Here is a 25,878-nt window from a genome sequence, read left to right as displayed (position 1 = left end):
TTTGAATCCCTAATCTTTCAATTCCATGATTCGAAAACTACCACAAATTATTCAACGTTTGTTTGTCCTGTTGTCCCTTATATTTTGGGGAACCAACGGCAAACTGTATGCACAAACTACCTGGACCGGGACGGTCAATACAGTCTGGAGCAATGCTGCCAACTGGACAGCAGGCATACCTACTGCTTCTGTTGAAGCAATCATACCCAATGTTACCAATGACCCCGTAATCAGCGTAGCCGGCGCAATAGCCAAATCTGTAACGATACAGACTGGTGCATTGCTCACGATTAATACAGGTGCATCTTTGTCGATGAACGGATCCGCTGTGCAGGCCATGGCGAATGACGGTACCGTCCAGAATAACGGAACAATCACAATCGGGAATACCTCAACAGTGGGTACATATGGATTGGTAAATAACAGTATTTTCAATAATAATACGGGCTCTGTCCTGAATATAGACAGAGTGACCGGGGATGAGAGTTTTGCCATACTTAGTTCGGATGCAGGTGAGCTCCTGAATCAGGGAACTATCAACATTGGAAAAAATACAGGCGCTGGATCTGTCGGAATAGGCCCCCGTGGAAAAGTAACCAACTCCGCAACCGGCAAGATTTACATCGACCGTGTCAGTAATACTGCCATATCCATGATCAAATTAGACAACCTTGGAGAAATTACCATTGGCAGCATTGCCACAGGGAATACGATAAAAGAAGCTTTCGAAATATTATCTGAAATAACAAACCGAGCCGGTGCACGTATCAACATAGACCGCGTGAATACCGGTCTTTTGTTTAGTCAGGGGTACAATCTTATCAATTCAGGAACAATAACAATCGGCAAATTAACGGCTGTTGCTACTCCGTCCGCCATCATTAAGGGCACTGTTTCACCGGGGCGACTCGTAAATAATCCTGGTGGAATATTTGAAGCCTCAGGAAATATGCAGGGGCGTTACGAGGATTCTGGCGGAACTATCTCACCGGGCACAACCGCTGGAGCCGGCGGTCGCTTGAATTTTCCTTCATTCAATATATATTTCGGCATAGGGATATTAAGGATGGACGTCAACAGCACAGGAACCGCAGGTGTTGCTTATGACCAGATTATTGTCGAAAAAAATGCTTTCCTCGGAGGAACACTGGCCTTGTCCGTTACCCACACACCTACGCCTGGTGACCGTGTCATTCTCCTTACCGCTTCGGCTATCTCGGGAACTTTTGCAACAGTAACCGGTCTGCCCACCGGCTGGGACCTGACCTACACGGCCACCCAGGTGATACTTTCTTTCGGCCAGCTTGGACAAACAACTTGGACCGGGGCCGTTGATGCAGACTGGCATAAAGCGGGAAACTGGTCGAGCGGTATACCCGGCGACAGGTCAGAGGTGTTTGTGCCAAATGTTGCCCGAAGTCCTATTATTAGTGCAGGGAATGGGCTCGCACTGTCTTTAACCGTGCAAACCGGCGCCACGCTTACCATTAATGCGTCCCGTAAATTGACGATTGACAAATCCTTCGAGTATGGGCTGATCAATAAAGGAACCCTAAATAACAACGGAGATATTGTTGTAGGTTTGACCGGGGACATTAACCTGACTGCGGTCCGCAATGAAGGAACCTTTAACAACAATGCTGGTTCGGGACTACTTATCAATCGGGCTGCCGTGTTTGGTTCTGCTTTATTTAACTCAGGTACTTTTAATAACGGTGGACTTATTCGTATAGGTAACAGCTCAGGAACGCCGCTGTACGGTCTGGATAACGCAGGTACTTTCAAAAATCTGCCGACCGGTTCGGTCCTCATTGACCGCACAACGATCTCAGCCATCTACATTGGGATCGATACTGATTTGTATAATGAGGGGGAAATTGTGATCGGAGAAAATGCACCTGCGGGTATTGACGGTATTATCTGTTATGGTCGGTTCACGAGTGAAATAGGTAGTAAACTTCGTATTGATCGTGTGACAAATACAGCATTTAACCATCAGATAGGTACAATTCTCAACTATGGCGATATTATCATTGGTGCAGTATCTGGCGGAAACACTATGAATTACGGAGTCTACGGAAGCTCACAGATTGAGTTTGCCAAAGGAACGATCAACATTGACAGAGTAAATACGGCCATTTATTTGGCATCGGGGACGAGCAGAAGCTCAGCCAAGATTATTATTGGCAGCTCCACAAATGTGCCGGTGTTATTATCAGGCGGCTTAGGAAGTTTCACAAACTTGCCGGACGGTTTGTTGAAGGGAAGCGGATTGATAACCCTGAACCAGTTCCGTGCCAATGCGGGGGGCACGATTGAGCCAGGTGTACCGATTGGTAAAATAACGGTTGAGGGAAATCTGGCACTAAATTCCACCGCAGTAATACCAATGGATATCAATGGGGTTGTTGACCACGACCAAATAGAAGCCACAGCAACGGCGACACTCAACGGCCAGCTCAATCTAACGTTCAACTATTCACCCCAAACAGGTGACCGGATAACCATTGTGAAAGCAGGAACATTGGCTGGTTCATTCACTTCCATCAGCGCTCTTCCGGCCGGCTGGCAAATGCTGTATGAAAACAACGCAATGATTCTTCACTATTATGCAAGTGGGAAGACAACATGGACCGGAGCGGTGAATACGAATTGGAACACCCCTGGCAACTGGACAAATGGCCTTCCGACCGAGTCTGCTATTGCGATTATCCCGGACGTGAACAATGACCCGACGATCAGCACGAGCACAGCCATCGCGGGTTCGGTTATTGTCTCTGCAGGCGCTGTCCTAACCATAACCAGTACAGGGGTCCTGACACTTAACAAAGCTTATTCGCCCGGTATCCAAAATGATGGTCAGCTACAAAACAACGGAACCATCACAATAGGCGCTACATTGGCCTCTTACACCGGTATCAGCAATGCTGGTAAATTTTATAATAATACGGGTGCAAAAATCAACATTGACCATACAACCGTCCAGGGCATTCTTAATACAGCCGATAATTTTTACAATGCGGGTACCATCAATATCGGAGCTACCGCTTCTACGGGAGAATACGGAATTACCAATGAAGCTAACTTTGAAAATCTTGCGGGCAGCCGGATCAATATTGACCGGGTTGCAAACGCAGGGATATATGGAAAAAATTCCAGTTTTATAAATGACGCAGGCGTCATAAGCATTGGTGCTCAAAATGGCGGTAATACAATTACTCATGGCATGTACCTCGATCAAACCTCGCTGTCCAACAGGGGGGCAGGAACGATCAATATTGATCGGGTTCAAACAGGCTTTTACCTTTCGGTAAGTAGCCTTACAAACCGGGGTCTTACCGTGATGGGTGCTTCCGGCAATCTTGTGAATCTGATACAGGGAGGCACGTATAGCGGATTCTACAATTATTACGGCAGTGAATTCAGGGCTTCGGGTACTATTTCCTCCCAACTTTTCAAAAGTGACTTCGGCAAATTGTCCCCTGGTTTTCCGAACGGTAAGATGACTTTTACAGGCTCGCATGAGCTAAAAAACAGCACTGTTTCACTTGATGTGAATGGCGCGGGTACAGCCGGTGTCGACTACGACCAGATCGAATTTAAAGGCGTATTAACACTGAGTGGAACGCTGGCGCTAAACATTAATTACACTGGGCACGCTGGTGACCGAATCCCTGTTCTAACTTCCCAACTTATTATCGGCAACTTTGCCACGATCACAGGGCTACCCGAAAACTGGTCAGTCGAGTATTCCAGTACCACAGTATCGTTGGTTTACACGCATCAAACGGCCTGGACAGGTGCAATTAATACCGATTGGAACACAATAGGTAACTGGACAGCAGGCGTGCCCGCTACGGGTGTACATGCGCTTATTCCAAATGTAAGCAACAAGCCCGTGATTAATACACCGAATGCCGTAGCCAACAGCATCGCCGTCCAAACCGATGGCCAATTGACCATCAGCCCGACCGGTAGCTTGACACTAAACGGTTCCGTATCCCACGCTTTATTAAACAAGGGATCGCTGGACAATCATGGTACAATCAGTATCGGATCCGTTGCAGCAGTGGGTGGATTCGGTATCAGAAATGAAGCGACATTTAATAACCATACGGGTGGTAAAATTCAGATTGATCAAACTAAATCTACGGCTCTCTCCAATAATTCCGGTGTATTCTCCAATACCGGCGATATAAGAATAGGTGCGAACGCAGCCAGCGGTTCCTATGGTATTACCAATTACGGGACATTTACCAATACTTCAAATGGACGGCTGTTTATTGACCGCGTTACAATCCTTGCCATTAGCGAGAACGGAACCGCCTTTACCAACCAGGGGGCTATTACAATTGGGGCGTTGTCTCCGGGAAATACGATCTCCTTCGGTATCTACGCCCTCAGGGGTTTTAATAATGCAGGAGGGCAAATAAACATTGATCGGGTGACCAGCGCTATTGTGGCCGACAGTCGTACATTTACCAATACCGGTGTAATGAACATAGGCGCATCCACCACGGTGCCGTCCATACTATCTTCCGATGGGACCGGCACTCTTAGCAACGACACGGGTGGGCAAATCAAAGGAAAAAGTAATATTTCGGCGGCTCGTTTCGTAAGCAATGGCGGCAAGATCTCACCCGGCAATTCACCCGGCCAGATGACTTTCGACGATAGCGAAGATTTCAGCAAGGGTATCGTTGACATCGAAGTAAACGGAACTGGTACTCCAGGTGTCAACTTCGACCAGATTATTGTTAACGGAACCGCCACGCTGGGTGGTACACTAAACGTATCAGTGGGTTACAGCTGGACTCAGGGGGATAAAATCACGATCCTGAGTGCACAGGGAATATCAGGCACATTCAGCACAGTAACAGGCCTTCCATCCAGCTGGGAAGTGGGATACACTGCCAACGCTGTGACACTTACAGCCATCTCTCCCCTACCCGTTACCCTGGTCACATTTAATGTCAAAGCCCATGGTACGGCAGCCGAACTTCAATGGCGCACCACCTCAGAAACCAATAACAAAGGATTTTTCGTCCAGCGGAGCAATGATGCGATGCGTTGGTCAGATATCGGTTTTATCGATGGAAATGCCACGACCTCCCAAAACCACGACTATATTTTCCGCGACGAAACACCCGGAAACGGCATCAACTATTATCGTCTGCGGCAAATCGATTTTGATGGAAAAACCGAATATTCCCGCATTGTCGGTATCCGGTTTGACCTTCCGACCAACGAAGTAACCGTCTGGGTAGATGCAAACCGAAACATGCAGATTCAAACCGCAGACAACCTTGAACTCGCGACAATTTTCGATCTGTCGGGAAGAATCTTAATGTCATCCAGTAAATCCGGTTTAAACCTGTCAGGAATACCCGCTGGTATACTGCTGGTCCGTATCCGGACCGATCAGGGAACTGTGACAAAAAAGATTCTGCTGGATTAAATAACACAACTTCGATCGCCAACAGGTGCAGCTTTTTTCTCGGGAGGCTGCATCTGTTTTGTTTACACAGTCTTTCCGGAAGCTAATCTTTGCCTTGGATTCAGATTCAGAAAGCCCATTCTGTGATGAATTTTAGTTTGCGTTCCACGTATAAAAAATGCCACTCCTGATACAGAAGCGGCATTTTTATATCGATGAGATTCGAATCTCATCGAGAATCTGAAAGTGACTGTAAGGAATTGCCGGGCAATTTGCGTTTTATACGCTCAAAAGCGCACCCAAATCTCTATCCATCAACGAAATTTAAATAGCAGGCTCTCAGCCTTATCTACTTAGCAAGTTGAAGATCCGCTATACTTTTTATCCGATTGCGTTCCAGGAAAGCATCAATCGTTTCAAAATGCTCGATTACTCGTTTGTCTTTGAACTCAAATACTTTTTGAGATAACCCTTGTAGGAAATCACGATCGTGAGAGACTAACACCAATGTACCGTCAAAGTTTCTAAGTGCTTCTTTCAAAACATCCTTTGACTTTAAGTCCAGGTGGTTCGTAGGTTCATCGAGAATCAACAGGTTTACAGGTTCCAGGAGCAACTTCACCATGGCAAGCCGCGTTTTTTCTCCACCTGACAAAACACTTACTTTTTTGTCGATATCTTCACCCTGAAACATGAAGGCTCCTAAAATATTTTTGATCTGGGTTCTTACATCTCCTTCTGCAACCTCGTCCACTGTCTGAAAAATAGTCAGATTAGGATCTAGTAAGGATGCCTGATTCTGCGCAAAATACCCAACCTTCACATTATGCCCAAGCTGACAGGTTCCATCCACATCGATCTGGCCCATGATAGCCTTAATCATCGTCGATTTCCCTTCACCGTTCCGGCCCACAAATGACACCTTTTCCCCTCTTGAAATAGACATGCTGGCATTTTTAAACACAACCTGATCCCCGTAGGATTTTGACACATCTTTCACAGTAACCGGATAGTCACCTGAACGTGGAGAAGGGGGGAAACGAAGTTTTAATGCTGAATTATCAATTTCATCAATTTCAATAATTTCCAATTTCTCTAACATGCGTTCACGAGAGGAAACCTGATTGGTTTTGGAGTATGTCCCGCGAAAGCGTTCGATAAATTGCATATTATCAGCAATCATTCTCTGCTGTTCCTGATATGCCTTAACCTGATGTGATCTGCGCTCCTCCCGCAATACCAAATAATGTGAATAGTTGGCTTTATAATCAAAAATCCTCCCCATGGTTACTTCAACCGTACGGTTGGTAATGTTGTCGATGAAGGCACGGTCGTGAGAAATAACCATTACTGCATTTGCCTTGTTCACCAAAAAATCTTCCAGCCACATCACGGATTCAATATCAATGTGGTTTGTAGGCTCATCGAGTAGAATAAGGTCTGGCTTTTGCAATAATATTTTGGCAAGCTCAATACGCATGCGCCACCCACCACTGAATTCCTTGGTTTGTCTCTGAAAATCCTCCGGCCTGAATCCTAATCCTTTCAAAGCTTTCTCAACCTCCGCGTCATAATTAACCTCTTCCAGCTGATAATATTTTTCACCCAGTTCGGTAACCTGTTCGATGATTGCCATATATTCATCACTGTCGTAATCTGTGCGGGTTTCGAGTGCAAGATTCAGTTTTTCCATTTCGGCACGCATTTCAAAAACCTGTTTGAATGCTTTGGCCGCTTCTTCGAAAACGGTACAGTTATCTTCGGTAAGTAAATGTTGCGGCAAATAAGCGATAACAGCGTCCTTAGGTGCACGTACATGGCCACGATTGGCTTTTTGTTCACCAGCAATAATTTTCATCATTGTGGATTTACCCGCTCCATTTTTACCCATAAGGGCAATTTTATCGGTAGGATTAATAACGAAGGAAACTTCGCTAAAAAGGACAGAACCGCTAAATTCAACGGCCAAATTTTCAATTGTAATCATCTTCTCATTTTTTGAAGTCGCAAAGCTACGATTATACGATTAAAAGAAACGAAAAAAGTCAACTTTTGACCTTTTAAAGAAACTTACAGGACTTCGATAGCTTAACATGATTGATAGAACTGACCGCTCAGATAATTGTAAGACAAAAGCAGTGTTCCACAACAAACGCTAAAATATATTTTCGTTGAAAATTAAGAGTGTCAAAAATGAACGCACCACTCCAATATAAAAAATACCGGATCAAATCCCTTCTGGATCTGACCCGGTATTAAAATGTTTTAAACTTTATATTTTTTATTTTGTCTGGTAAAATTTGACGGTTCCGTCACCTTCGTTACTGGCAACCAGCAGTGCTTTACCGTTTGGACTTTTGTCAGCTGGCACAAACAGAATCCCCTCAGGCGCATCGCCGGTTTTTATCATCTGAAGGAATTTAGGACTTGAAGGACTGGTTAAGTCGTACACTGCAATCGCATCTACGCGTTCAAGTGCCAGAAATGCGGTTGGCTTGCCATTCAATAAACCGACCGTAACGCCTTCCGGCTCAACTCCTTTGTCATCAGAACGATCGTCATCATAAATATTGGCATCAATCGCCTGCTGTTCCAGTCCCTTGCCTGATTCATGAACAAGCTGACCATTACCGGCATTGTAGATACTGAAACCTCTGCCACCAAAACCGTACAAGACATCGTAATCTCCATCCTTATCAGTATCGCCCAGCGTACTCGTAACGCGAAGACGGCCAAGATTTTCAGGTAATTTAAGTGTAGCAGCCGTTGGAAAAGCGGTTGCATCAAGTTTTAAAGAGCTCACCCTTGCCTGTTCGTCAAATGAAGCATACTCTCTGGCATCACCTTCATTAGCAGTAATAAGATATCCCGCTCCGTTTACAGAAAAATACGAGATTGCATCAGGAAGGAAAAATGACTTAACCGGCCACTGAGCCAGTGCTATTTTGTTATCCTTATCACTGGCGTCAACCGCATTGGCAGCCAGACTAAAATCTTTGGTTCCCAGCGGGTTTATTTTCAGAATAACACCATTGACAAGATCGATTTCAGCAATTCCATTATTTTCCTGTAATGTCACAAATGCTTTTTTTGAATCGGCAGAAACCGCTACGTATTCAGGCTCAATATCTTGTGCAAAACTCGCATTGGGACCGTAAATACGAAAACCGTTTGCTGCAAGCTGCGCGTATGAACCTGCAAATCCGCCAAACGTAAGCGTTTTCACACTGTAGTTATCCTGAACATCAATAATCGAAACTGAGCCTTCAGGATCAACTGTGTAATCTGCGCTGGGTTCGCCTTCGTTTGCCGTAACAATATATCTGCCATCAGGGCTGAAAGTTACCATGTCCGGTAAAGCGCCAACCTGAATTTGTCTGATCTGCGCCAGTGACGACGTATTAACAACAATGACACTTCCATTGGCCTGTTTGTTGGTAGCTTCCAGGGCAATCGCGAGCTTTCCATCGGAAAGCGCTACGCTGTTGGCCACGCCGCCCAACGCTGATACATTGATGGGTTGCAGTTTTTTAACGGATGGAAATGCGGAAAGATCAAGAACATCAACAATGGCAGTCGCTTCATTGTTAACCGTAAAAAGCCGCTTTGTCGCAGGATCATAGGCCGAAATTTCTGAGGCTGCCAAACCACCAAGGTCGATAGCAGCAACTTCTTTAAATGCCACAGGATTTTCGGCGCCGGGTCCCTGAATATCGTGATCGGTACAGCTGAAAGCAAAAAGAGCCAGTAAGCTCATTGTGGGAACAGTAATTTTATGCAACATATGATTGTGAGTAGTTAAGCAATAAAATTACGTCCGGCCTTATTTTATTTACCTCATTTTTAAAATCTTAACAATCTCTTAACCTTGCCTTGACAGTTGTAAATTCAATAGTTCCAACAAGGCACTCGATTACAAAAAATAACTTCGTGCAAATTTCGGTTTATTCAGAAGATACATTCTTTAAATACCAAAACTTAATACAAGACACGTTTTTGAAAGCCAAAGTTTACATTGATTTCATCATCATTTGTGAATAATCCGGGAACTTGCGATGTCGAACGTTATTTATCCCGGTTATGAACTTAAAGAAAAAATCCCTAGAAACTGACATTATTAAAGCTGTCGAGTCGCAGATCAGCTCTTCCCACGCTCTTTCTGAAAAAGCAAAAGAGCGGATCAAAAAATCTGCAACAAAACTGGCTGAGAAACTTTCCGAGTTATTCGAAAAAGAAGAAAGGAAAGCCTCGGAAAAGGCGAGCGCTAACGAAGGTGCCGACAACGATTCTCCGAAGGAGAAAAAAACAAAAAAGAAGGGCGATTCAGGTAAGTAGGGAAATCTGCTTTGCATATTTCCCTACTTACCGCTGGCATCTTCATTTATCACGGACCTAATTTTGTCTTTGCATTCTGTTTATTTTAAAACAGGATGCAAAGACTTTGTTTGAAACACGAGTGTACCTCTAAGCTTGGGTGACAAATCAGCAATTTCAATAATTAACATATCTTTCCTGAAAACTGCCGTCGGCAAACAGATCAACAATTCCGTAACCGGGAGCAGTTTCTCTTCTGTTCCCTTTCCACCATGCCCCGCTTACGGCTCCGTTACAGATATAGGTCACGTTGTTATACTGAACCTTATCGCGTAAATGGATGTGTCCGCTCAAACATATTTTCACATTCGGGTGCTGGTAAAATAGCTTAATAATCTTTGAAGTGTCCGTATGCATATCGCCTCCCAGCATCTGCCATTTGTTGACAACATCGTCTTCAATCATCAGCGTGGCTGTAAGAATCGGAATATGCGACAAAACAAGCACCGGTGTATTGACATCGGTCGTTTTCAGTTCATTTTCAAGCCATGAAAACTGCTCCTGTCCGAGCTTGCCAATGTACCAGGTATCGTCAATATCCAGATGCACACTGTCGAGAATAATGAATTTCCAGCCACCTTTTTCAAAACTGTAATACGGTTTGGAGAGATGAAGCTGATCAAGGGAATACTGCTTTCCATAAACCGCCTGGCCTTTATTGTTTTCATTCCACCAGATATCATGATTTCCCAAACAATACCGGACAGGAATACTGTTTTCAGATTTCATGATGTTATTGAACAGCTTCCACTGATCGTCAATCGTACCGATATTCTCTTTGTTCATATCAAAAACAATATCACCACCATTCAGTATCATGTCAACCTTTGGAGTCTGGCGCTGAAGATGATGAAGACATTTGACAAATTTGTCCGGTGCCCCGAATTCATTTTTTAAATGCACATCCGTGATGTGCGCAATCCTGAGGGCGGGTTTGTTTTCATTTTCCCACCGGCTGTTTATTAAGGGCGGCGTTAATAGTAAACCACCCAGACTTTTAAGAACTGACCTTCTTTCCATTGTGTTTATTTTGATAATAAGGCAGCTGTGAAGAGATCCCCCACAGCTGCCGTTGGTTTTACCAGTTTGGATTTTGTTTAAGATTCTGATTTAAAAGCAAGTCTTGTGTTGGCAAAGGATAAAGATAATCCCTGTCCTCATTGAATTTTTTTGGCGTACCCGGATTGACCACAATATTGCCTCCTGCGGTTCCATTTTCCAATGAGACATCCGTTCCCAATTTCAGAAACTGTGCACCCGGTACGCTGGGCTGGCTCCCACTGTACAATACCAGGTCAGTTTTACCATCGCCATCCAAATCATAATTGCCAGCGCCGGGAAAGTAAGCGCCTTTGTATTGCTGGGCAAGTAAATGACCTTCCTTCCACCGCATCAGATCATTCCAGCGGAAACCTTCCATGACAAGCTCTATTCTGCGTTCACGTCGGATCTCCAAAATCACCCCCAGATTACTGCCCTTCACCTGCTTGTACTGGGCAGAAAGGTATGTGTCCGGATTTGTGTTGGCAGCTGTTAAGTTCAGTGGGGGCATCCCTACCCTATCCCTGAGTTTTTTTACAGACTTATCCAGGTCAGTCTGTGTCAGTGTGCCAAGCTCGGCCTTTGCTTCTGCAAAATTTAACAACACCTCTGCATACCTGAATATGGGCAGCGGGTTCGGAGATTTTCCATTGGCATCGTTGGGAGCAGCGGTTACAAACTTTGTAAGCTGATATCCCGTGACAGTGCCACTATACGAGGGAGCCAGCGCGGTAACACCATCTACCCTTTTATAACCCGCCGTACGAACCGTCTGCGAAAGGCGTGGATCGCGATCTTTTGTTTCATCAAAGAATTCCAGTTTTTCATAGCCGGTTCTGTCAGTAAAACGGGAACCGTCTCTCATCAGATAACTGTTAACAAGCTTTTTTTCCAGCCCCGGTTTGCCGAAAGATGGAGAAACGGTGTAATAATTTACATTGTGAAAAATCTGAAGACTCGCACTGTAAGGCCTTGCCAGAATAACTTCTGTGGCATTAACAGTCAATGCGTGAAACAGGTCTGTGTAAGCCTTGTCGGGGGAACTGCTGTAAATTCCGTAGGGTCCTTTATCAATCAGTTCCTCGGCTGCATCCGCAGCCTGCTTCAAAAAACGATCCGAATCCGACAATTTGAACTCGGTATGATATTTCCTGAACGTCCCTTCAAACAGGCACAATCTGGATTTCAAGGCTAGCGCTGTCCACCTATTAACCTCCGAAAAAGACTGGTTTGCCGGTAAATGTGCGATAGCAAAATCAATATCCAAAAGCACCGAATCCATTACAGCGGTACGTGGATCTCTGCCTTTTGTAAGCAACTGAGTATCGGTTGCTTCGATAGGTTTCGAGTACCAGGGCACATCACCATAACGTGCTACCATATTGGCATAAAAATAGGCCCTAAAAAATCTGGCTGTTGCCACATATTTATCCGTAATGCCCGGAGCGACACCTCCCCGCTGATAGTTCTGCAAGAAGTAATTGACATTGCGCAGCGTTTCCCAGCTCCATCCCCCGCCCGAAACCGGAACCGTCCTGTTTCCGGTGAGCTTTGGATCCAGGGAATTCAAAACAATATTGTCGCTGTTTTCAGTATACAAGCTTGTAAAAGCCTTTTCTTCCCCATCTGCATTGGGAAGCATGCTGTCATAAAATGACAACACAAACAGTCTTAATTCATTTTCGTTGGCAAAACTATTGTCGGGAGATATTTGTGAAAGTGGCTGCAAGTCCAGGGAATTGGTACATGCCGACAAAAAGGCCAGCCCGACGAGGGCAATATATATAATCTTTTTCATCTGAATGGTGATCTAAAATGTTATGTCAAGGCCAAGGGTATAGGTTTTCATAAACGGATATGCTCTTCCACCAACATCAGAACCGTCTGGTGTAATTTGTTCCGGATCGATATACCTGGATTTGAGTTTTGTTAAAGTGAGCAGGTTTTGCCCTGTGAAGAAAAACCGCATCCGCTCGATTTTCCACTTTTTGATGATAGCTGCTGGCAGATTATAACCAACGGTAGCATTTTTCAGCTTCACGTAAGCCAGGTTTTGCAAGTATTTATCATTGTTGTTATAAAGCTCTCCACCGGAATAGGCTGCGTATCCACGGTTAATCGGGAAGTAAGCATTTGGATTTTCAGGTGTCCACAACTTGCTTTCGAAATCCTTTGGGATAAATGAAGAATACGGCCTGCCAAATGTTCCCCAGAACATACCCGCTTCTGTATTCGGATACCAGTTTTGCTTTCCAATTCCCTGAAAGAAAACGGAAACATCGAAATTGCACCAGTTAAAACCCGCATTGACGCCAAAAGAATAACGCGGCAGCGAGTTACCAATTTTACGCAAATCACCGTGATCACCCAGCGTATTTTTCCCGTTGTTGATAACACCATCGCCGTTTGTATCTTTATATTTCAAATCACCCGCGTGAAGCTTGCTCCACTCACCTGGTGAGCCAGTGCGCTGATCGTCGACAAAATCCTGATTGATTTTCCAGCCCTGCGCTTCCTCATCTGATTTGAAAAAACCGTCCAGACTGTATCCCCAGATTTCTCCAAGCTGCTGGCCTTTATAAAAGTTATTGAGCAAATTGTTCGGGTTATCGAATTTGGTAATTTTTGCCTTGTAATCAGAAAGTACCAGCCCCAGGTTATAACCAAATGGCTTACCTGCCAGCGTAACGTTATCGCGCCAGTTAATCGAAAGATCCCATCCCTTGGTAACCATATCACCGGCATTTTGCTTAGGCGAGGCGGCTCCATAAACGGATGGAAGCGTTTTACCATTAATAAGCATATCCGTTGTTTTGCGGCTATACCAGTCGAAAGATGCCTGAAGACGGTTGCGAAGAAAAGCCATATCCGCACCAATGTTCAGCGATGTAGACTTCTCCCAGGTAAAATCCGGCACAACCGGAACAGGCGAGTTCAGTGTTTGGGTCTGCGTCCCGTCAACAATCCATTTGGACAAGGTTGAATTGATAACCGGTATGTACGGATAAAGGTTACTGCTTCCGGTACCCACATCCTGATTGCCCAATGTACCGTAGGAAGCTCTGAATTTAAATTCTGAAACTGCTGGTTTTAAAGCCTGGAAAAAACCCTCCTCACTAACTCTCCATCCGGCAGAAACCGAGGGGAAAAATCCGAAACGGCTGCTGCTCGGAAACCTGGAAGTACCATCGTATCGGCCATTAACTTCCAGGAGATATTTATCAGCATAGTCGTAATTGAATCTGCCAAAATAACCCATCAGGGCCCATTCGCTTGCATTTCCACCGGCCTGCTGCACGCCCGTACCCAGATCGATCTGGTTCAAATCCTCAGAAAGTAGATTTTGGCGCATGGTCGTATTGGTCTTATAGCGCTGCAACTCGTAGTTATAACCTCCCGTGAATTTGAAATTATGCGCCTTTACCTTTTTCTCATAGGAACCATAAAGGTTAACCGAGTGATGCTGGTCCAGTCTGGTGGTTTCATTCAGCTGGTCATAACCTTCATAGTTGATAATACCCGGATTAATTGACCACGGAATTCGGGTTTTTCTTTGAAAGTCGGAATAAGGACTTAATTGAAACGCATAGTTTCCATTGATAACGAGTCCGGTTGCCACATTGGCGCTGAAACCAATGGTGTTGGTCATGTCGTAGTTTTTTGTCCCGCCAAAACTTTTCCCGTTTTGAAGGTCAGCATATTCGTTCGCTCCGTAGTTGTTCAGGTTAGTCCTGTATGTGAAAGTACCGTCGGGATTTTGCGGCACATAAGCAGCCATGGCATGATTGTAGAGTCCCGGGTTATTGGAATTATATCCGTTTGCAGGCCACACATAGTTATTGGTGGCAAACTGGGTATTTGAAAATACGGTTAGCCACTTCGTAAGGTGCGCATTTATTTTCGCCCTGAAATTGTAGGCGTTGTATACATCCTCACGTAAACTCGACTGGTAAATTCCCTTTTGTTTGTAATACCTGCCTGAGATTAAGAAATCGATTTTATCATTGCCACCGGTGATATTGATATGATGCTCCATCGCAGGCGTATTCTTCTTGAATAGAAAATGCCACCAGTCGGTACTTCCGTAGTAAACATATTGATTCTGGCCATTTCGGTTCTGAATAACGACTTGTGGCAATGATTTGTCGGTTTGGCGCAACTTCAATTGAGCGTAATCGTCGGCAGTATAACCACTGTAACTGTTTCCAACGTTTCTTGAAAACGCTTCGTCCACCAATCTGAGATGGGTATAACCGTCTGTAATAAAATCGGTTTTGGTGGATACCTGCTGGGTACTGAAATTGCTGCCGTAACTAATCGAAACCTTTCCTTCCTTTGCTTTTTTTGTCGTCACCAGGATCACACCAAAAGCGGCCCTTGCGCCGTAAACAGCAGCAGAAGCAGCATCTTTCAATACAGAAACTGATTCTACGTCATGGGGATTCAGCATATTAATATCTCCCGGAACACCGTCAATAAGCACCAGCGGAGAGCCGCTCACATTGTTGACAGATGCATACCCGCGAACATTGTATTTACCCTTACTTCCCGGATGCCCGTCACCGAATGTGATGTTCAGGTTTGGCACCGTACCTTGTAAAGCCTGCGCAATACCAGCCACAGGTCTGTCCTCAAAAACTTTGGAATCAACCTGGCTGACCGCTCCGGTAAGGTTCACTTTTTTTTGTGTTCCATATCCAATCACAACCACCTCATTAAGTCCGTTCTGTCCTGGCAAAAGTTTTATATCCAGTCCCGCCGCCTGACCTTCTTTTACGGAAATCCCTGTCAGGTTCTGACTCAGGTACGATATGTAACTAACGCCAACGGTATAAGTTCCGGCAGGCATTTCCAGCTGATAGTTACCATTTTCGTCACTTTGCGTCCCGAGATTGAGCGCTGCAATTCTGATGGTGGCCCCGGGTAAAGGAAGTCCTTTTTCATCGACGACTTTCCCGGTCAGCTTTCCTGGCTGCTGTTTAACTTCCGTTTTTTCCAGCTGGTTGATCACGACAATGCCATTGATTTCCTGAAAACCAATTGGCAAAGACTCAAATAGTCTTTTCAATACGGCTTCAAGCGTCTCGTCCTGAGCGCTAAAACCCTGGATGTTATACTTACTTAGAAAAGTTTTATCATAAGCAAACCCGATTTTATTCTCTTCCTGAATTTTCAGAATCGCTCCCTCAATGGTTTTGTTTTTAATACTTAATGAGATGCGTTTTTCCAGCATTTTCCCATTGTCAGAAGCAAATCCCGCATTGACAAAGGCAAAGAGAATGACTGTCATCATGAAAACAAAAGTGAATCTCCCCGGTTTAATGATGTCCTTGTTAAAATTTAATTTCATACATTGTAAAGCTTTTGAATTTTGAAATGATTTGAAGCTTTGCCGTTACAGCGGCAATTTCGAGAGACGGTTGTTACAGCAACTGTCTCTTTTTTGTTAATAGATCTCTATGGTTTCCCTCCTTTCTTTAATTTTCAAATGATGAATTGCAGCAATAACCTCTAACGCCTTCAGGTAAGGCATAGCAGTATTGATGGTGACGGTAAAATGTTTGGATTTTATTGACTGCAAGGGTGTCACAAGATGCACCCCGTAATTTTTGTTCATGAGTATGGCCATATCCTCAAAGGAAACGTCATTTAACACAAGATTTCCCTGCTGCCATGAAAGCTCCTGCTCATTGAATGAGGACAGGCTGATTTTGCTCTTATGTTTTTCAAAGGATAGCTGTCTGCCTTTTAGAAGGAATTCAACGCGCTTGCCTGGCACGGTAACCCCTACTTTACCTCTGACCACACCGACTGATATTTTATTTAATCCCGTGTAAGCTTTGATATTAAATGTGGTCCCCAAAACCTGTGTTGTCAAAGGACCGCTTCTTACAATAAACGGACGGGCGGTGTCGTGTTTTACGTCAAAGAAAACTTCACCGTCAAGAATTTCGATGTTTCTTTTTTCAGAGAAATCATTTTGAAAACGTATGGATGAACCACTGTTTAGTGTCAGCAGGGATCCGTCAGAAAGTTTGAGTGATTTACGTTCTCCGATCTTTGTGCTAACCGTGGTATATTCAATAGCACTTTTCGTTGGGACACTAAAACCTACCCATGCAGTCTGGTCATTTTTTTGCCATACAAACAATCCAGCCGTTCCCAGGATCAGAACCGATGCCGCAACTTGCAGCCAGATCGAATTGAGCCTTCTCACCGGGGTTCTGTTGCTGGAAAGCTTCGGTGATATAGCCGACCATATTTCTTCTTTCACTTTTTGCGCCTTCACCTCATCCATGGGGACAGGAGCCTGGTCATCCAGATTTTGGTACCAGTTTTCAATGCGTTTATTTTCAGAAACTGAACTTTCTGAATTGAGGTAACGGGTTAAGAGATCTTTTAGCCTGGCGCTGTTCATGGATTATTGCTTTTGACCCTTTATCTGGTCAAACCGCTTTTGGTACCATGCCGCTATATTAACAAACTGTTAAGTTACAAAAAGATCAAAAACAGCGGTAGAAAGGGAAGCGTTTGTATGATCGCATGGCCAGGCAACAGGGCTCTCAGCCTTTTTAGGGCGTGTGTGATCTGGTTTTTTACGGTCTGCTCCGATAAGTTGAGCTTAAGAGAAATTTCGGGAATCGATTGATCTTCTTCCCGGCTCATCCTGAAAATAACCTTCATTCTTTCAGGCAATGTGTCGATGGCCGCGCTGATACCCTGCCTAAGCTCTTCGTTCTCCATCAGACTTTCGGGATTTTCGCTGTCCGGGGAATCGAGCAAATCTGCTCTTTTTATCGGCGAGGCGCTGTTGGAATAGAAACTGATGATCCGATATTTGATAGCCGTGAACAGGTACTTCCCGATATCATCCGGGCCTGTGATCTGCACTGAATTCCTCCTGTTCCAAAGTGATACCATCACTTCCTGAATCATATCTTTGGCTTCGTCTTCATCTACATCTTTACAAGCCCTGATGTAGAGCACTTTCCAGTAACGCTCATACAATATACGAAAAGCCTCCTTGTCGCCTGCACGTATTGCGTCAAACAAGTCAATATCATTTTCAATTATACGATCAGCCATGACGGCAAAATTAGATCGATAATTAGTGCTTTACGTGCACACCAATGTTATGAATTTATTAAACCGATTCGATTTAAATCAAACAAGAGTTACTTACTCATAGCGACACCACCAGAATCCTGGGATTTGGTTTACCATTCTGCTCCAAATAATCAAATGGCTGATTAACAATTTTTACATCATTTACCGGGTAGCTGAAAGGCCTGCACGGGTTATCCGTTTCTTTCCTGTCGATTTGATAGGAAAGGATTGCTGTACCAATATCACCCAGCTGCATATTGTACTGATAAACGCCTGCTGACTCACTGAATACAGGAATTGATATTGCTCCATTCAGCATGGATTCACTGGCACGATTGTAGACACTCCAACCTGCAATTAGATTTCCCGATCGCTTGTCGGTAATTTTAATCTTCGCAGCATCAACCAGCAGCGTTTCTTTGGTTTGCTTGTTTATGAATTTTACAATAATTTGTGTCGGTTGGGTTTCGTTGAGAAGCCCCTCACATGGGTTGGTTCCTGTTTTTTTACAGCTGATAAATGCCGTCAGTAAAGTCAAAAAAAAGAGTACAAATTGTTTCATGGCCATTTTATTGATTTGAGATGGGACTTCCCCATTTCAATGACACACGATTCACTGAAACCGTTGTAAAACATTACGGTATTTCGGAAGAAAATAAATCCCTAAAACCTGACTAAAAAAAATGCAACTGGGATAAGACAGATATCATGCCTCGGTGTCATCCAATTGAAATAGAATTTCGACAGTCGTATTGAAAACCTTAGCCATCCGTAAAGCAAGTACAGTGGATGGAACAAATTTTCCGGTTTCAATAGAATTTAAACCCTGCCGCGATATCCCAATGTGTTTTGCAAGGTCGGCCTGTGTCCAGTTTTTCTTAGCGCGTTCAACCTTTATGGTGTTTTTCATACTCCGTACTTTCTTTTCGAAACAAACCAGCCAATAAAATAAAAAGCCCAGCAATAACCTACCAAATGTCCATAACCAAACCAGGCCGGGTTCGAAATATCCGACAAGCTGAGCAAAAACAAAAGCATCATCAACATTGCCGTCAATGAAAAACCGATAACAACGGCTTCCAATTGCACGCGCTGCTTGACTTCGTCCATTGCCGAAAAGGCTTTGATTAATTTAAAAACAAAAATGGAGAATGTAATAATGGGCACTGTGGCAATAATTACCGAAAAAGTTTTGTCAAATACATCATGTTTTAAAAGCCATGTTGCCGGCAAATAGGTGACGCCGTGTATCAGCGCGAAGATAACCGAGTCACGGTTTGCGTTTTTTTTAGATTGTTCCATGATCTTTAACGATTTAATTCCTTATAAAGATATGTAAACATTTCTTTATGTCAAGTATTCATGACATAAAGTCTACAATAATAGCTATTCTAGTAGTGATAATTCTTCTTAATGCCGAACATTATTTTCAAGAGTCCTGATGAATTTAACTATCAGCCAACCGACGAAACTTACAATGCGGATGCATTCGTTGATTGGCTGACGCCGCAATAACAGCGACCTTTTCTTAGGTTTACAACTCTGGATACAGGCTGATAAGCATCCTGCCCTCTCATTACCCCTCAAACTTTTCAATTATCATAAACTCTGTGCATCCTGATATTTTTGCCGTGTCGAATGACCAAAGGCACTTTTTCAATTTTTACAGAGCTATTGTCCAGCCCAAACCATTTTGCTTCTGAATTGGTAACACTTTTGATACCGAAATAGAATTTCATTACAAATTCTTCAAACCATGGAAGATCATTTTCTACGGAAAGAAAACGTTCGAGTACAACAAACCGAAAATCCCCCATAATGCTTTGCCGGTTTAGCGATTCGTACCGACTTGTTACATCCACCTCATTATTTATCACCATGTCTTCAACAACCTTTCTTAAAAAAAGATTGATCCGCTGCTCGATCCTGAATCCCAAACGGAAAGTCACTTTTATTACGTCATCCGGAGCTAAAACATTTACATGATAGTCCATCGTGTAAGGTTCATTGGTGGTTTCAACGTGCACAAACCAAAAGATATCAGCACGCTTGGGCCGTTTCTGAAAGATGGAGTAAATAATTTTGCTTTCAATTTCATCTTCCTTCACCGCATTAGACATAAAGATCAGGTGCGTAGCATACTTGGGTATACTAATGTCATTGCTCAGCTCTTTCAAAGAGGAAATGTGCCTTTTCAGATCTACAAATTCGGTTAACCGAAGCTTGATCGAATTTGCTTTTAACCAAAGACCCATTACAGCAGCTATCGCCAAAGCAAGCAATAGCGTAACCCAGCCTCCATGTGAAAATTTCAAGAGGTTAGCGGCCAGAAAAGACATTTCAATGGCCAGGTAAACCAGAAAAAACAAGAATACCACAATCTTGTTTACTTTACTGACGAATAAATAATAGGAAAACAGAATCGTCGTCATGATCATGGTCAGCGTGATCGCAAGTCCATAAGCTGCCTCCATTCGCGTCGATTCCTGAAAATATAAAACAATACCAATACAGCCTGCCCAAAGCAGCCAGTTTAGGCTCGGTACATAAAGCTGCCCTTTTTGATTGCTAGGATAAATCAACCGGACCTTCGGCCAAAGGTTAAGTCTGATCGCTTCTGAAATCAGGGTGAAAGAGCCGCTGATTAATGCCTGACTGGCAATGACTGCGGCCATTGTGGCTATACTGATGCCTGCGAGCAGCCACCATCCGGGCATGATCTCATAAAATGGTTTACGGCCGTCAAGCAATTCCCCGGCATGTACGGCCAGCCAGGCTCCCTGGCCAAAATAGTTAATTACCAGGCACGACTTAACAAATATCCAGCTCGTCCTGATGTTTCCGATCCCGCAATGTCCCAAATCTGAGTATAGCGCCTCTGCTCCTGTTGTACAAAGGAAAACAGCACCCAAAAGCCAGAATCCTTGCGGCTGGGTAACCAGCAATTTAAAACCATAGTAAGGATTTAACGCTTTGAGAATTTCGGGATGATCAACAATCTGTGCAAGTCCAAGGACCAAAAGCATCAAAAACCAGACTGTCATTACCGGCCCAAATGCCCTGCCAACAAGCATGGTACCAAAAATCTGAATGATGAATAGCAGTGTGATAATACCGATGACAATCGGCATTGTATCAATTTCAGGATAAATAATCCTCAAACCTTCAATAGCGGACGATACCGACATCGGTGGCGTAATAATTCCGTCCGCAAGCAAAGTACTGGCCCCAATAATGGCTGGAACAATAAGCCATCTCGCGTTTTTTCTGATCAATGTATATAGCGCAAGAATTCCGCCTTCACCGTTATTGTCGGCCCTTAAAATCAATATTACATATTTTAAGCTGGTCTGAAGAGATAAAGTCCAGAAAATACAGGATACAGCCCCGTAAACCAGATCAGGTGTTATTCTTTCATTTCCAATGATTGCCTGCATCGTATACAATGGAGATGTACCAATATCGCCATAAATAATACCCAGTGCCACTAAAAGTCCAGCGGCCGATGCCTTCTTGCTGTGTTTGTCCATACTCATTTAAGTCTCTTGATTTATCCGTGTGTTTGCTGCAAAATTGTAACACTTCGGAGATTATAAGTACAAACTACGCGACTTTTATTTTAACCGGTTTCTCATTGAAGGAATATTGATCTACTTTTCAGCCATGAATCACAACAGAATTTACGCTTCCGTGTTGGTCTTGAAAAGCTCATTTCTGATGTTTTCTTTTATCAAGTAAATCAAAAGTGAAGCGGTAAAGAAAGAATCCATTGAGCGTTATGATGCCAAGGCCGGTAGGCCAAACATTGTATATTGATGATAAACTTACTGAAGTGGGGAAAATGATGTTTGAAACGGACAATCAATAAGTATTTTGTATACCGTCTCCGCGGGATGTTGGTAATTCCTCACAAAGTGGAGGCCTATAAAATGTTTTGGGAAGAAGTATCCATCTTCAAATGGCGCCAAATTTTTTTAAGACGGATTGCGTGGTTGTTTTTCGATATTCTCCAAAATATGAATTCTGTATTGCTAATCAACAACCATAGTTGAATAAAGGCTATTGAATCCAAAAAGAGTCCCGCCGGTTGTCCCGCAAAGCAAAAAAGTCGCTCCTGATAACAGGAACGACTTAATGTGGAGAATATGGGATTCAGGTTTTGATTTTCAACATCCCCCTGAATCTCCTCTAAACCACCGAGTTAATAAACTTGCCGGTTAGAAAAGTGCTTAACTTTCCGTCCCTGCCACCGAAAGTGATAGAGCTTAATTTCAGGCTACCCGAAATTTATACATTTCCATCACTTTGCCTTCATCGGTGCCAGGCTCAGACTTTCCCAAAAGAACGTCAACGGTCTTCTGTAAGCCTTCGATCTGCCGATCTTTAACGTCTATTTGATTTAGCAGACGTTTAAACTGCTCTTCTAGGTTAGTTAAATGCTCCTGGAGATAATTGGATTCATTACCTTCCACACTTTTATTTTCAAGAAGATCATACACTACTTGCTTTTCAATTTGCAATGCATTTGTATATTTCTCAATTTCATCGTCTTTCATCCCTACCCTGTTAAAGTCGTTGTAGACCTGTTGCCTAGACTTTCCAGTTAATTTGGCCATTTGCTCAGCTGATAAATTCTTCTCTGCAATCAATGACTTAATAATTAATCCGACTGGTTTTTTGCTCATAACTACAAAAGGTTAAATTATTAAAATATTATTCTTTACAAGTATAACGTAATCTCTTACTTTTCAAATGCAAATATTGACATTTGAAAGGTAAATGTCAATGCCGTTTACACGAAATGTAAACCACTTGGCATAAAAAAATCCCGCAAACACAATGGAGTGCGGGAAAATGTATGGTAAATTCGCTTTATGGAAATACTTTCAATAATAGAGCTTATCGATCTAATTCAAAGTTTAAACGTAATTTACTCCGAGAAAAATTTGTACCAAGCTAAAATCGCCCCAGCAATTCCGGCTATCCAAGCTAAATACTGAAAAACTGTTTTTATGTCAAATTTAGATTTCTGGATATTGTTCTCTGTAACTTTATCTGCTTTATGCTCTACTCTTGTTATTATTTTAGAGTCCCGAAAGCGTAAGTCTTGACCTTGTATTATACCAGAGTTATTGTTTCCTACTATTGCATTTGTGGCCTGTACAATGGGCCTTTTTTTCTTATCGTTCAATTGCTTGATGTACCCTATCGGATCTTCGCTTTTCAAAGCCATCATGGATTCTACACCTATTAATAAGTCGCTTTTGTCAGCATCTGCGAATTGGCCTAATCCATAATAGACAATCAAATCAGTAACAATTTGCCTTCTTTTCCAGTCGCACATAAAACTTTCTGCGAGGATTTGCTGAATACGGATTCGACCTGGATAATGCCATTCTAATCCTAATCGCATTGCTTTTACTGCAACTTCGTCATCTGACAATAAAGAATTTTCCGTTAAATCGCCTTCTTCTATCATATTTTTTTTAAAATCTGTATCCTACAATCCTGTACCAAACATTGCTTTTCAATGACTCTATTTGCTTGAAACTTCTCCTCTTTATTCACAATCGTAATTTTCGGTTACTACTCCGTTTTTCAGGAAATTGAAGCACTTGCTTTCTACAACATATCCTCCAAATGAGTTTTTTGCCCGATACTTTATTTTCGCCTGGTAATAGGCCAGAGGCGTTGGATTAGTCACCTTGTACTCCGCGTGTTCAATCTCCTCAAAACTATCCGGATCTTTCAGGTTATCCTTTACAGATTTTTTTGCTAAGTACCTGATGTTACTTAACATCGTTTTTGTTGAATCGGCCACCGCCTGGATGGAATCCAGGCGCGCTTTCTCTTTGATATCTTTCGGACTTTCCTGGCCATTGAAAATAGCTGACAAAATACCTGTCGCAATTGGTAAGGCTATTAAGCCAATTGTAACTTTTTTCCATAAAGCTGTTTTTGAGGGTGTTTTTTTCTCTACCACAGTGTGCTGATAATTAAATAGTTAAAAAATAATTGAAAATTATAAAACATATTATTTGACAAAATCCAATAATATATTTTACATTTGAAAAGTAATTAATGACTTATCAAAGGCAATATTAACAAATAACTGTCTATAACCCACTGAAATGAATATCGACAGCACCAAAGAAAGAAAGCCACTGGGCAAAGTATTGATCGCCCTGGAAGAATGGCAGCGGCTGCGGCTCAGGCTAAAATTGAGAGCGCTCGGAGTTTCGCAAGGCCAATGGAAAGGATTGCTTACATATGCGGAAGCTCACAAATTGCCAAAGTTTATACGTGATGCAATTGTTGAAGAATTACCAGACACAGCAGATTTATTTGAAAACCCCAAACTACAACCTGTCTCATGAAATTCCTTAAAGCCTTTATCTACGTGTTCTTAACCGTTTTGCTTGCCGAAGCCACCACTGATTATGTCTGGGAGCACAGATCATTTTTTGCGACAGCTCTTCTAATTGTCATCGCCGGCCTGGTCATCTTCAGTGTGGCCAAGTCCAACAGAAAAGCAAGACGATAACGGATACTGACCTTTTAATCAAGACTCCAAATGGAAAATAATGATAGCGATAGTCGTGTACCTGGTACTGGTCCTGTGCATGGCATGGTTGGGCCGGAATTTAACCCGACAATTGAAGAGCAAATCAGAGCAAGATTCGGATACATGAACACCGGATATCGGTGGTTGAAGGTTAATAATTATCTATATGTCTACACCGGTACAACACTTCAAGACAATTCCGGCAGCGGGCGCTTCTCCACGCCACATACCGAAGTTTTGGCTTACGTTCAACGGCAAGGAGAGGAAAATGATTTCAAGGCATTTACGCACATAAAGTTCGGCGGAGCAGTTGGAATGCAGATCCCACATGGCCCCTTAGTTGATATGATATTGAAGGTAGAAGCATACATCTTGGAAAGCAGGATGAATAAAGAAACTCCGGGAGTAACGCCCCAGGGTCAATGAGGAGGGTTTACAATAGTCCCCTGGCACAATGTACCAGGGATACTTTTAAAGCAAGAATGACATGAGCATGAAAAAGACATCCTTTACAACTCAAAAGCCTTTGCTTGAAACCTATGTTGTTCCGGATCCGGAGCAGCTTCCTTTTGACAACGATCAGATAAAGTGCCCGAAGTGCAAGAAGCTGCAAGAAGCCAAAATCCTGCATGGTAGGGCCGAATACTACAAAGTTCATCAATGTACTAACTGCGGGTACATAATCCGCGAAGGCGAATGGCGGTCCACCCGGTAACCTAAAACAACTCCTCAAATGAATGCAAATGACATTGTCAATGCCTGGAAAAGCGATCAGCTTCCCCGGGACATTGAGACTCTTATTGCCTGGAAAAAAATAATGGACCAGGCCGAACACAAGGCTTTTGAAGCCTGGCGAACATCAACCTGTAAAAGCGAGGGCGGTCAGCTGGTGAGTGATCATTTGATGTATCACGAGATTTCAATCGGCCTTCAGACAGCAACAAACCTGCAACAAGAAATATTATCGATCAAAGCGATTAAGGATTATAGACTCTGATAACATTATGCAAGACTCTCAAATAAAAACAGTTCAGCTGACGTACCCACAGCTAAATATGACTTACACTATGATACGAAGCGCCGAAATTCGTATGACACGGTCAAATAAAGTGCACGACGGCCTTTTTGCCAAAGTCAGGGCTATGAGGCGGTCCAGCTCTCCATGGAGCTATAATATTGTTGGCCTGACCCCTGAAGAATGTAAACTGATCCGGAAATACAATACGGACTATTGCGCGATCCTGGCTGAAAACGACGATGAAGGAGAGTTTCAAAGTGCAGAGATAAAGGAGATTTATCAAATGGCCACTAACATTCAAATGCTTTTTTCCCCACGTTATTATTAGAATCATTA

The 25,878-nt window shown here is 43.2% G+C and carries 22 protein-coding genes; 7 read left to right on the top strand and 15 right to left on the bottom strand.

Annotated features, from left to right (window positions below; translation table 11 throughout):
• Window positions 1-25 precede the first annotated feature (25 nt).
• Window positions 26-5,458: a T9SS type A sorting domain-containing protein gene (locus tag M1L62_RS24055; protein ID WP_254562195.1), complete on the top strand. Its 5,433-nt coding sequence runs from the start codon at window positions 26-28 to the stop codon at window positions 5,456-5,458.
• Between the two features lie 328 nt (window positions 5,459-5,786).
• Here the strand turns inward: M1L62_RS24055 and M1L62_RS24050 are convergent, their stop codons facing one another.
• Both M1L62_RS24050 and M1L62_RS24045 read right to left on the bottom strand, forming a co-directional pair.
• The gene (locus M1L62_RS24050) at window positions 5,787-7,424 is read right to left on the bottom strand and encodes an ABC-F family ATP-binding cassette domain-containing protein (RefSeq protein WP_254562194.1); all 1,638 of its coding nucleotides are present in this window, start codon (window positions 7,422-7,424) and stop codon (window positions 5,787-5,789) included.
• Between the two features lie 294 nt (window positions 7,425-7,718).
• A complete protein-coding gene (locus M1L62_RS24045) occupies window positions 7,719-9,194 on the bottom strand; it encodes a choice-of-anchor I family protein (RefSeq protein ID WP_254562193.1) in 1,476 nt (491 codons plus the stop codon).
• Window positions 9,195-9,517: 323 nt separating this feature from the next.
• Between M1L62_RS24045 and M1L62_RS24040 the strand changes: the two genes are divergently transcribed.
• On the top strand, window positions 9,518-9,772 hold the full coding sequence (locus M1L62_RS24040) for a hypothetical protein (RefSeq protein ID WP_254562192.1): 255 nt from the start codon (window positions 9,518-9,520) through the stop codon (window positions 9,770-9,772).
• Window positions 9,773-9,928: 156 nt separating this feature from the next.
• Here M1L62_RS24040 and M1L62_RS24035 read toward each other — a convergent pair whose 3' ends face one another.
• From M1L62_RS24035 to M1L62_RS23980, 12 genes are all read right to left on the bottom strand, one after another.
• A complete protein-coding gene (locus M1L62_RS24035) occupies window positions 9,929-10,831 on the bottom strand; it encodes a metallophosphoesterase family protein (RefSeq protein ID WP_254562191.1) in 903 nt (300 codons plus the stop codon).
• Window positions 10,832-10,889: 58 nt separating this feature from the next.
• Window positions 10,890-12,650, bottom strand: coding sequence for a RagB/SusD family nutrient uptake outer membrane protein (locus M1L62_RS24030; RefSeq protein ID WP_254562190.1), 1,761 nt, complete (start codon window positions 12,648-12,650; stop codon window positions 10,890-10,892).
• 12 nt (window positions 12,651-12,662) lie between these two features.
• A complete protein-coding gene (locus M1L62_RS24025) occupies window positions 12,663-16,202 on the bottom strand; it encodes a SusC/RagA family TonB-linked outer membrane protein (RefSeq protein ID WP_254562189.1) in 3,540 nt (1,179 codons plus the stop codon).
• A gap of 96 nt (window positions 16,203-16,298) precedes the next feature.
• Window positions 16,299-17,270 (bottom strand): FecR family protein, encoded by a 972-nt coding sequence (locus M1L62_RS24020; protein ID WP_254562188.1) that lies wholly within the window; start codon window positions 17,268-17,270, stop codon window positions 16,299-16,301.
• Window positions 17,271-17,344: 74 nt separating this feature from the next.
• Entirely contained in the window at window positions 17,345-17,938 is a 594-nt protein-coding gene (locus M1L62_RS24015) for an RNA polymerase sigma factor (RefSeq protein ID WP_254562187.1), read from the bottom strand.
• Window positions 17,939-18,035: 97 nt separating this feature from the next.
• Window positions 18,036-18,521: a hypothetical protein gene (locus tag M1L62_RS24010; RefSeq protein ID WP_254562186.1), complete on the bottom strand. Its 486-nt coding sequence runs from the start codon at window positions 18,519-18,521 to the stop codon at window positions 18,036-18,038.
• 144 nt (window positions 18,522-18,665) lie between these two features.
• Window positions 18,666-18,869: a helix-turn-helix transcriptional regulator gene (locus tag M1L62_RS24005; protein ID WP_254562185.1), complete on the bottom strand. Its 204-nt coding sequence runs from the start codon at window positions 18,867-18,869 to the stop codon at window positions 18,666-18,668.
• Window positions 18,866-19,261, bottom strand: a complete 396-nt coding sequence (locus M1L62_RS24000) for a hypothetical protein (RefSeq protein WP_254562184.1) — start codon at window positions 19,259-19,261, stop codon at window positions 18,866-18,868. The genes M1L62_RS24005 and M1L62_RS24000 overlap by 4 nt, the downstream gene beginning before the upstream one ends.
• A gap of 290 nt (window positions 19,262-19,551) precedes the next feature.
• Window positions 19,552-21,495: a KUP/HAK/KT family potassium transporter gene (locus M1L62_RS23995; RefSeq protein ID WP_254562183.1), complete on the bottom strand. Its 1,944-nt coding sequence runs from the start codon at window positions 21,493-21,495 to the stop codon at window positions 19,552-19,554.
• Window positions 21,496-22,230: 735 nt separating this feature from the next.
• A complete protein-coding gene (locus M1L62_RS23990) occupies window positions 22,231-22,644 on the bottom strand; it encodes a helix-turn-helix domain-containing protein (RefSeq protein ID WP_254562182.1) in 414 nt (137 codons plus the stop codon).
• Window positions 22,645-22,889: 245 nt separating this feature from the next.
• Window positions 22,890-23,438, bottom strand: a complete 549-nt coding sequence (locus M1L62_RS23985) for a hypothetical protein (protein WP_254562181.1) — start codon at window positions 23,436-23,438, stop codon at window positions 22,890-22,892.
• An 81-nt stretch (window positions 23,439-23,519) separates the two neighbouring features.
• Window positions 23,520-23,942 carry a hypothetical protein gene (locus M1L62_RS23980; RefSeq protein WP_254562180.1) on the bottom strand — a complete coding sequence of 141 codons (423 nt, stop codon included), beginning with the start codon at window positions 23,940-23,942 and terminating at the stop codon, window positions 23,520-23,522.
• Window positions 23,943-24,090: 148 nt separating this feature from the next.
• On the opposite strand from M1L62_RS23980, the gene M1L62_RS23975 reads away from it, so the two are divergent.
• Genes M1L62_RS23975 through M1L62_RS23965 form a run of 3 tightly spaced genes read left to right on the top strand, consistent with a single transcriptional unit; the run spans window position 24,091 to window position 24,950 of the window.
• A complete protein-coding gene (locus M1L62_RS23975) occupies window positions 24,091-24,336 on the top strand; it encodes a hypothetical protein (protein ID WP_254562179.1) in 246 nt (81 codons plus the stop codon).
• The gene (locus M1L62_RS23970; RefSeq protein WP_254562178.1) at window positions 24,333-24,503 is read left to right on the top strand and encodes a hypothetical protein; all 171 of its coding nucleotides are present in this window, start codon (window positions 24,333-24,335) and stop codon (window positions 24,501-24,503) included. The genes M1L62_RS23975 and M1L62_RS23970 overlap by 4 nt, the downstream gene beginning before the upstream one ends.
• 30 nt (window positions 24,504-24,533) lie before the next feature.
• Complete coding sequence (locus M1L62_RS23965) at window positions 24,534-24,950, top strand: hypothetical protein (protein WP_254562177.1); 417 nt, start codon at window positions 24,534-24,536, stop codon at window positions 24,948-24,950.
• A gap of 7 nt (window positions 24,951-24,957) precedes the next feature.
• Here the strand turns inward: M1L62_RS23965 and M1L62_RS23960 are convergent, their stop codons facing one another.
• Window positions 24,958-25,182: a hypothetical protein gene (locus M1L62_RS23960; protein WP_254562176.1), complete on the bottom strand. Its 225-nt coding sequence runs from the start codon at window positions 25,180-25,182 to the stop codon at window positions 24,958-24,960.
• Between the two features lie 75 nt (window positions 25,183-25,257).
• Between M1L62_RS23960 and M1L62_RS23955 the strand changes: the two genes are divergently transcribed.
• Window positions 25,258-25,521: a hypothetical protein gene (locus M1L62_RS23955; RefSeq protein WP_254562175.1), complete on the top strand. Its 264-nt coding sequence runs from the start codon at window positions 25,258-25,260 to the stop codon at window positions 25,519-25,521.
• Window positions 25,522-25,591: 70 nt separating this feature from the next.
• Window positions 25,592-25,870, top strand: a complete 279-nt coding sequence (locus M1L62_RS23950; RefSeq protein WP_254562174.1) for a hypothetical protein — start codon at window positions 25,592-25,594, stop codon at window positions 25,868-25,870.
• The last annotated feature ends 8 nt before the right edge of the window (window positions 25,871-25,878 follow it).

The organism is Dyadobacter diqingensis, assembly GCF_024220585.1.
Taxonomy (GTDB): domain Bacteria; phylum Bacteroidota; class Bacteroidia; order Cytophagales; family Spirosomataceae; genus Dyadobacter; species Dyadobacter diqingensis.
The sequence above is the reverse complement of the archived record's forward strand: the minus strand, read 5'-3'. Positions and strand labels throughout refer to the sequence as shown.

What these genes read in the sequence shown, in the direction of transcription:
- M1L62_RS24055 (WP_254562195.1), top strand. Translation starts at nt 26, where the DNA reads ATGATTCGAAAACTACCACAAATTATTCAACGTTTGTTTGTCCTGTTG.
- M1L62_RS24050 (WP_254562194.1), bottom strand. Translation starts at nt 7,424, where the DNA reads ATGATTACAATTGAAAATTTGGCCGTTGAATTTAGCGGTTCTGTCCTT.
- M1L62_RS24045 (WP_254562193.1), bottom strand. Translation starts at nt 9,194, where the DNA reads ATGAGCTTACTGGCTCTTTTTGCTTTCAGCTGTACCGATCACGATATT.
- M1L62_RS24040 (WP_254562192.1), top strand. Translation starts at nt 9,518, where the DNA reads ATGAACTTAAAGAAAAAATCCCTAGAAACTGACATTATTAAAGCTGTC.
- M1L62_RS24035 (WP_254562191.1), bottom strand. Translation starts at nt 10,831, where the DNA reads ATGGAAAGAAGGTCAGTTCTTAAAAGTCTGGGTGGTTTACTATTAACG.
- M1L62_RS24030 (WP_254562190.1), bottom strand. Translation starts at nt 12,650, where the DNA reads ATGAAAAAGATTATATATATTGCCCTCGTCGGGCTGGCCTTTTTGTCG.
- M1L62_RS24025 (WP_254562189.1), bottom strand. Translation starts at nt 16,202, where the DNA reads ATGAAATTAAATTTTAACAAGGACATCATTAAACCGGGGAGATTCACT.
- M1L62_RS24020 (WP_254562188.1), bottom strand. Translation starts at nt 17,270, where the DNA reads ATGAACAGCGCCAGGCTAAAAGATCTCTTAACCCGTTACCTCAATTCA.
- M1L62_RS24015 (WP_254562187.1), bottom strand. Translation starts at nt 17,938, where the DNA reads ATGGCTGATCGTATAATTGAAAATGATATTGACTTGTTTGACGCAATA.
- M1L62_RS24010 (WP_254562186.1), bottom strand. Translation starts at nt 18,521, where the DNA reads ATGAAACAATTTGTACTCTTTTTTTTGACTTTACTGACGGCATTTATC.
- M1L62_RS24005 (WP_254562185.1), bottom strand. Translation starts at nt 18,869, where the DNA reads ATGAAAAACACCATAAAGGTTGAACGCGCTAAGAAAAACTGGACACAG.
- M1L62_RS24000 (WP_254562184.1), bottom strand. Translation starts at nt 19,261, where the DNA reads ATGGAACAATCTAAAAAAAACGCAAACCGTGACTCGGTTATCTTCGCG.
- M1L62_RS23995 (WP_254562183.1), bottom strand. Translation starts at nt 21,495, where the DNA reads ATGAGTATGGACAAACACAGCAAGAAGGCATCGGCCGCTGGACTTTTA.
- M1L62_RS23990 (WP_254562182.1), bottom strand. Translation starts at nt 22,644, where the DNA reads ATGAGCAAAAAACCAGTCGGATTAATTATTAAGTCATTGATTGCAGAG.
- M1L62_RS23985 (WP_254562181.1), bottom strand. Translation starts at nt 23,438, where the DNA reads ATGATAGAAGAAGGCGATTTAACGGAAAATTCTTTATTGTCAGATGAC.
- M1L62_RS23975 (WP_254562179.1), top strand. Translation starts at nt 24,091, where the DNA reads ATGAATATCGACAGCACCAAAGAAAGAAAGCCACTGGGCAAAGTATTG.
- M1L62_RS23970 (WP_254562178.1), top strand. Translation starts at nt 24,333, where the DNA reads ATGAAATTCCTTAAAGCCTTTATCTACGTGTTCTTAACCGTTTTGCTT.
- M1L62_RS23965 (WP_254562177.1), top strand. Translation starts at nt 24,534, where the DNA reads ATGGAAAATAATGATAGCGATAGTCGTGTACCTGGTACTGGTCCTGTG.
- M1L62_RS23960 (WP_254562176.1), bottom strand. Translation starts at nt 25,182, where the DNA reads ATGAACTTTGTAGTATTCGGCCCTACCATGCAGGATTTTGGCTTCTTG.
- M1L62_RS23955 (WP_254562175.1), top strand. Translation starts at nt 25,258, where the DNA reads ATGAATGCAAATGACATTGTCAATGCCTGGAAAAGCGATCAGCTTCCC.
- M1L62_RS23950 (WP_254562174.1), top strand. Translation starts at nt 25,592, where the DNA reads ATGATACGAAGCGCCGAAATTCGTATGACACGGTCAAATAAAGTGCAC.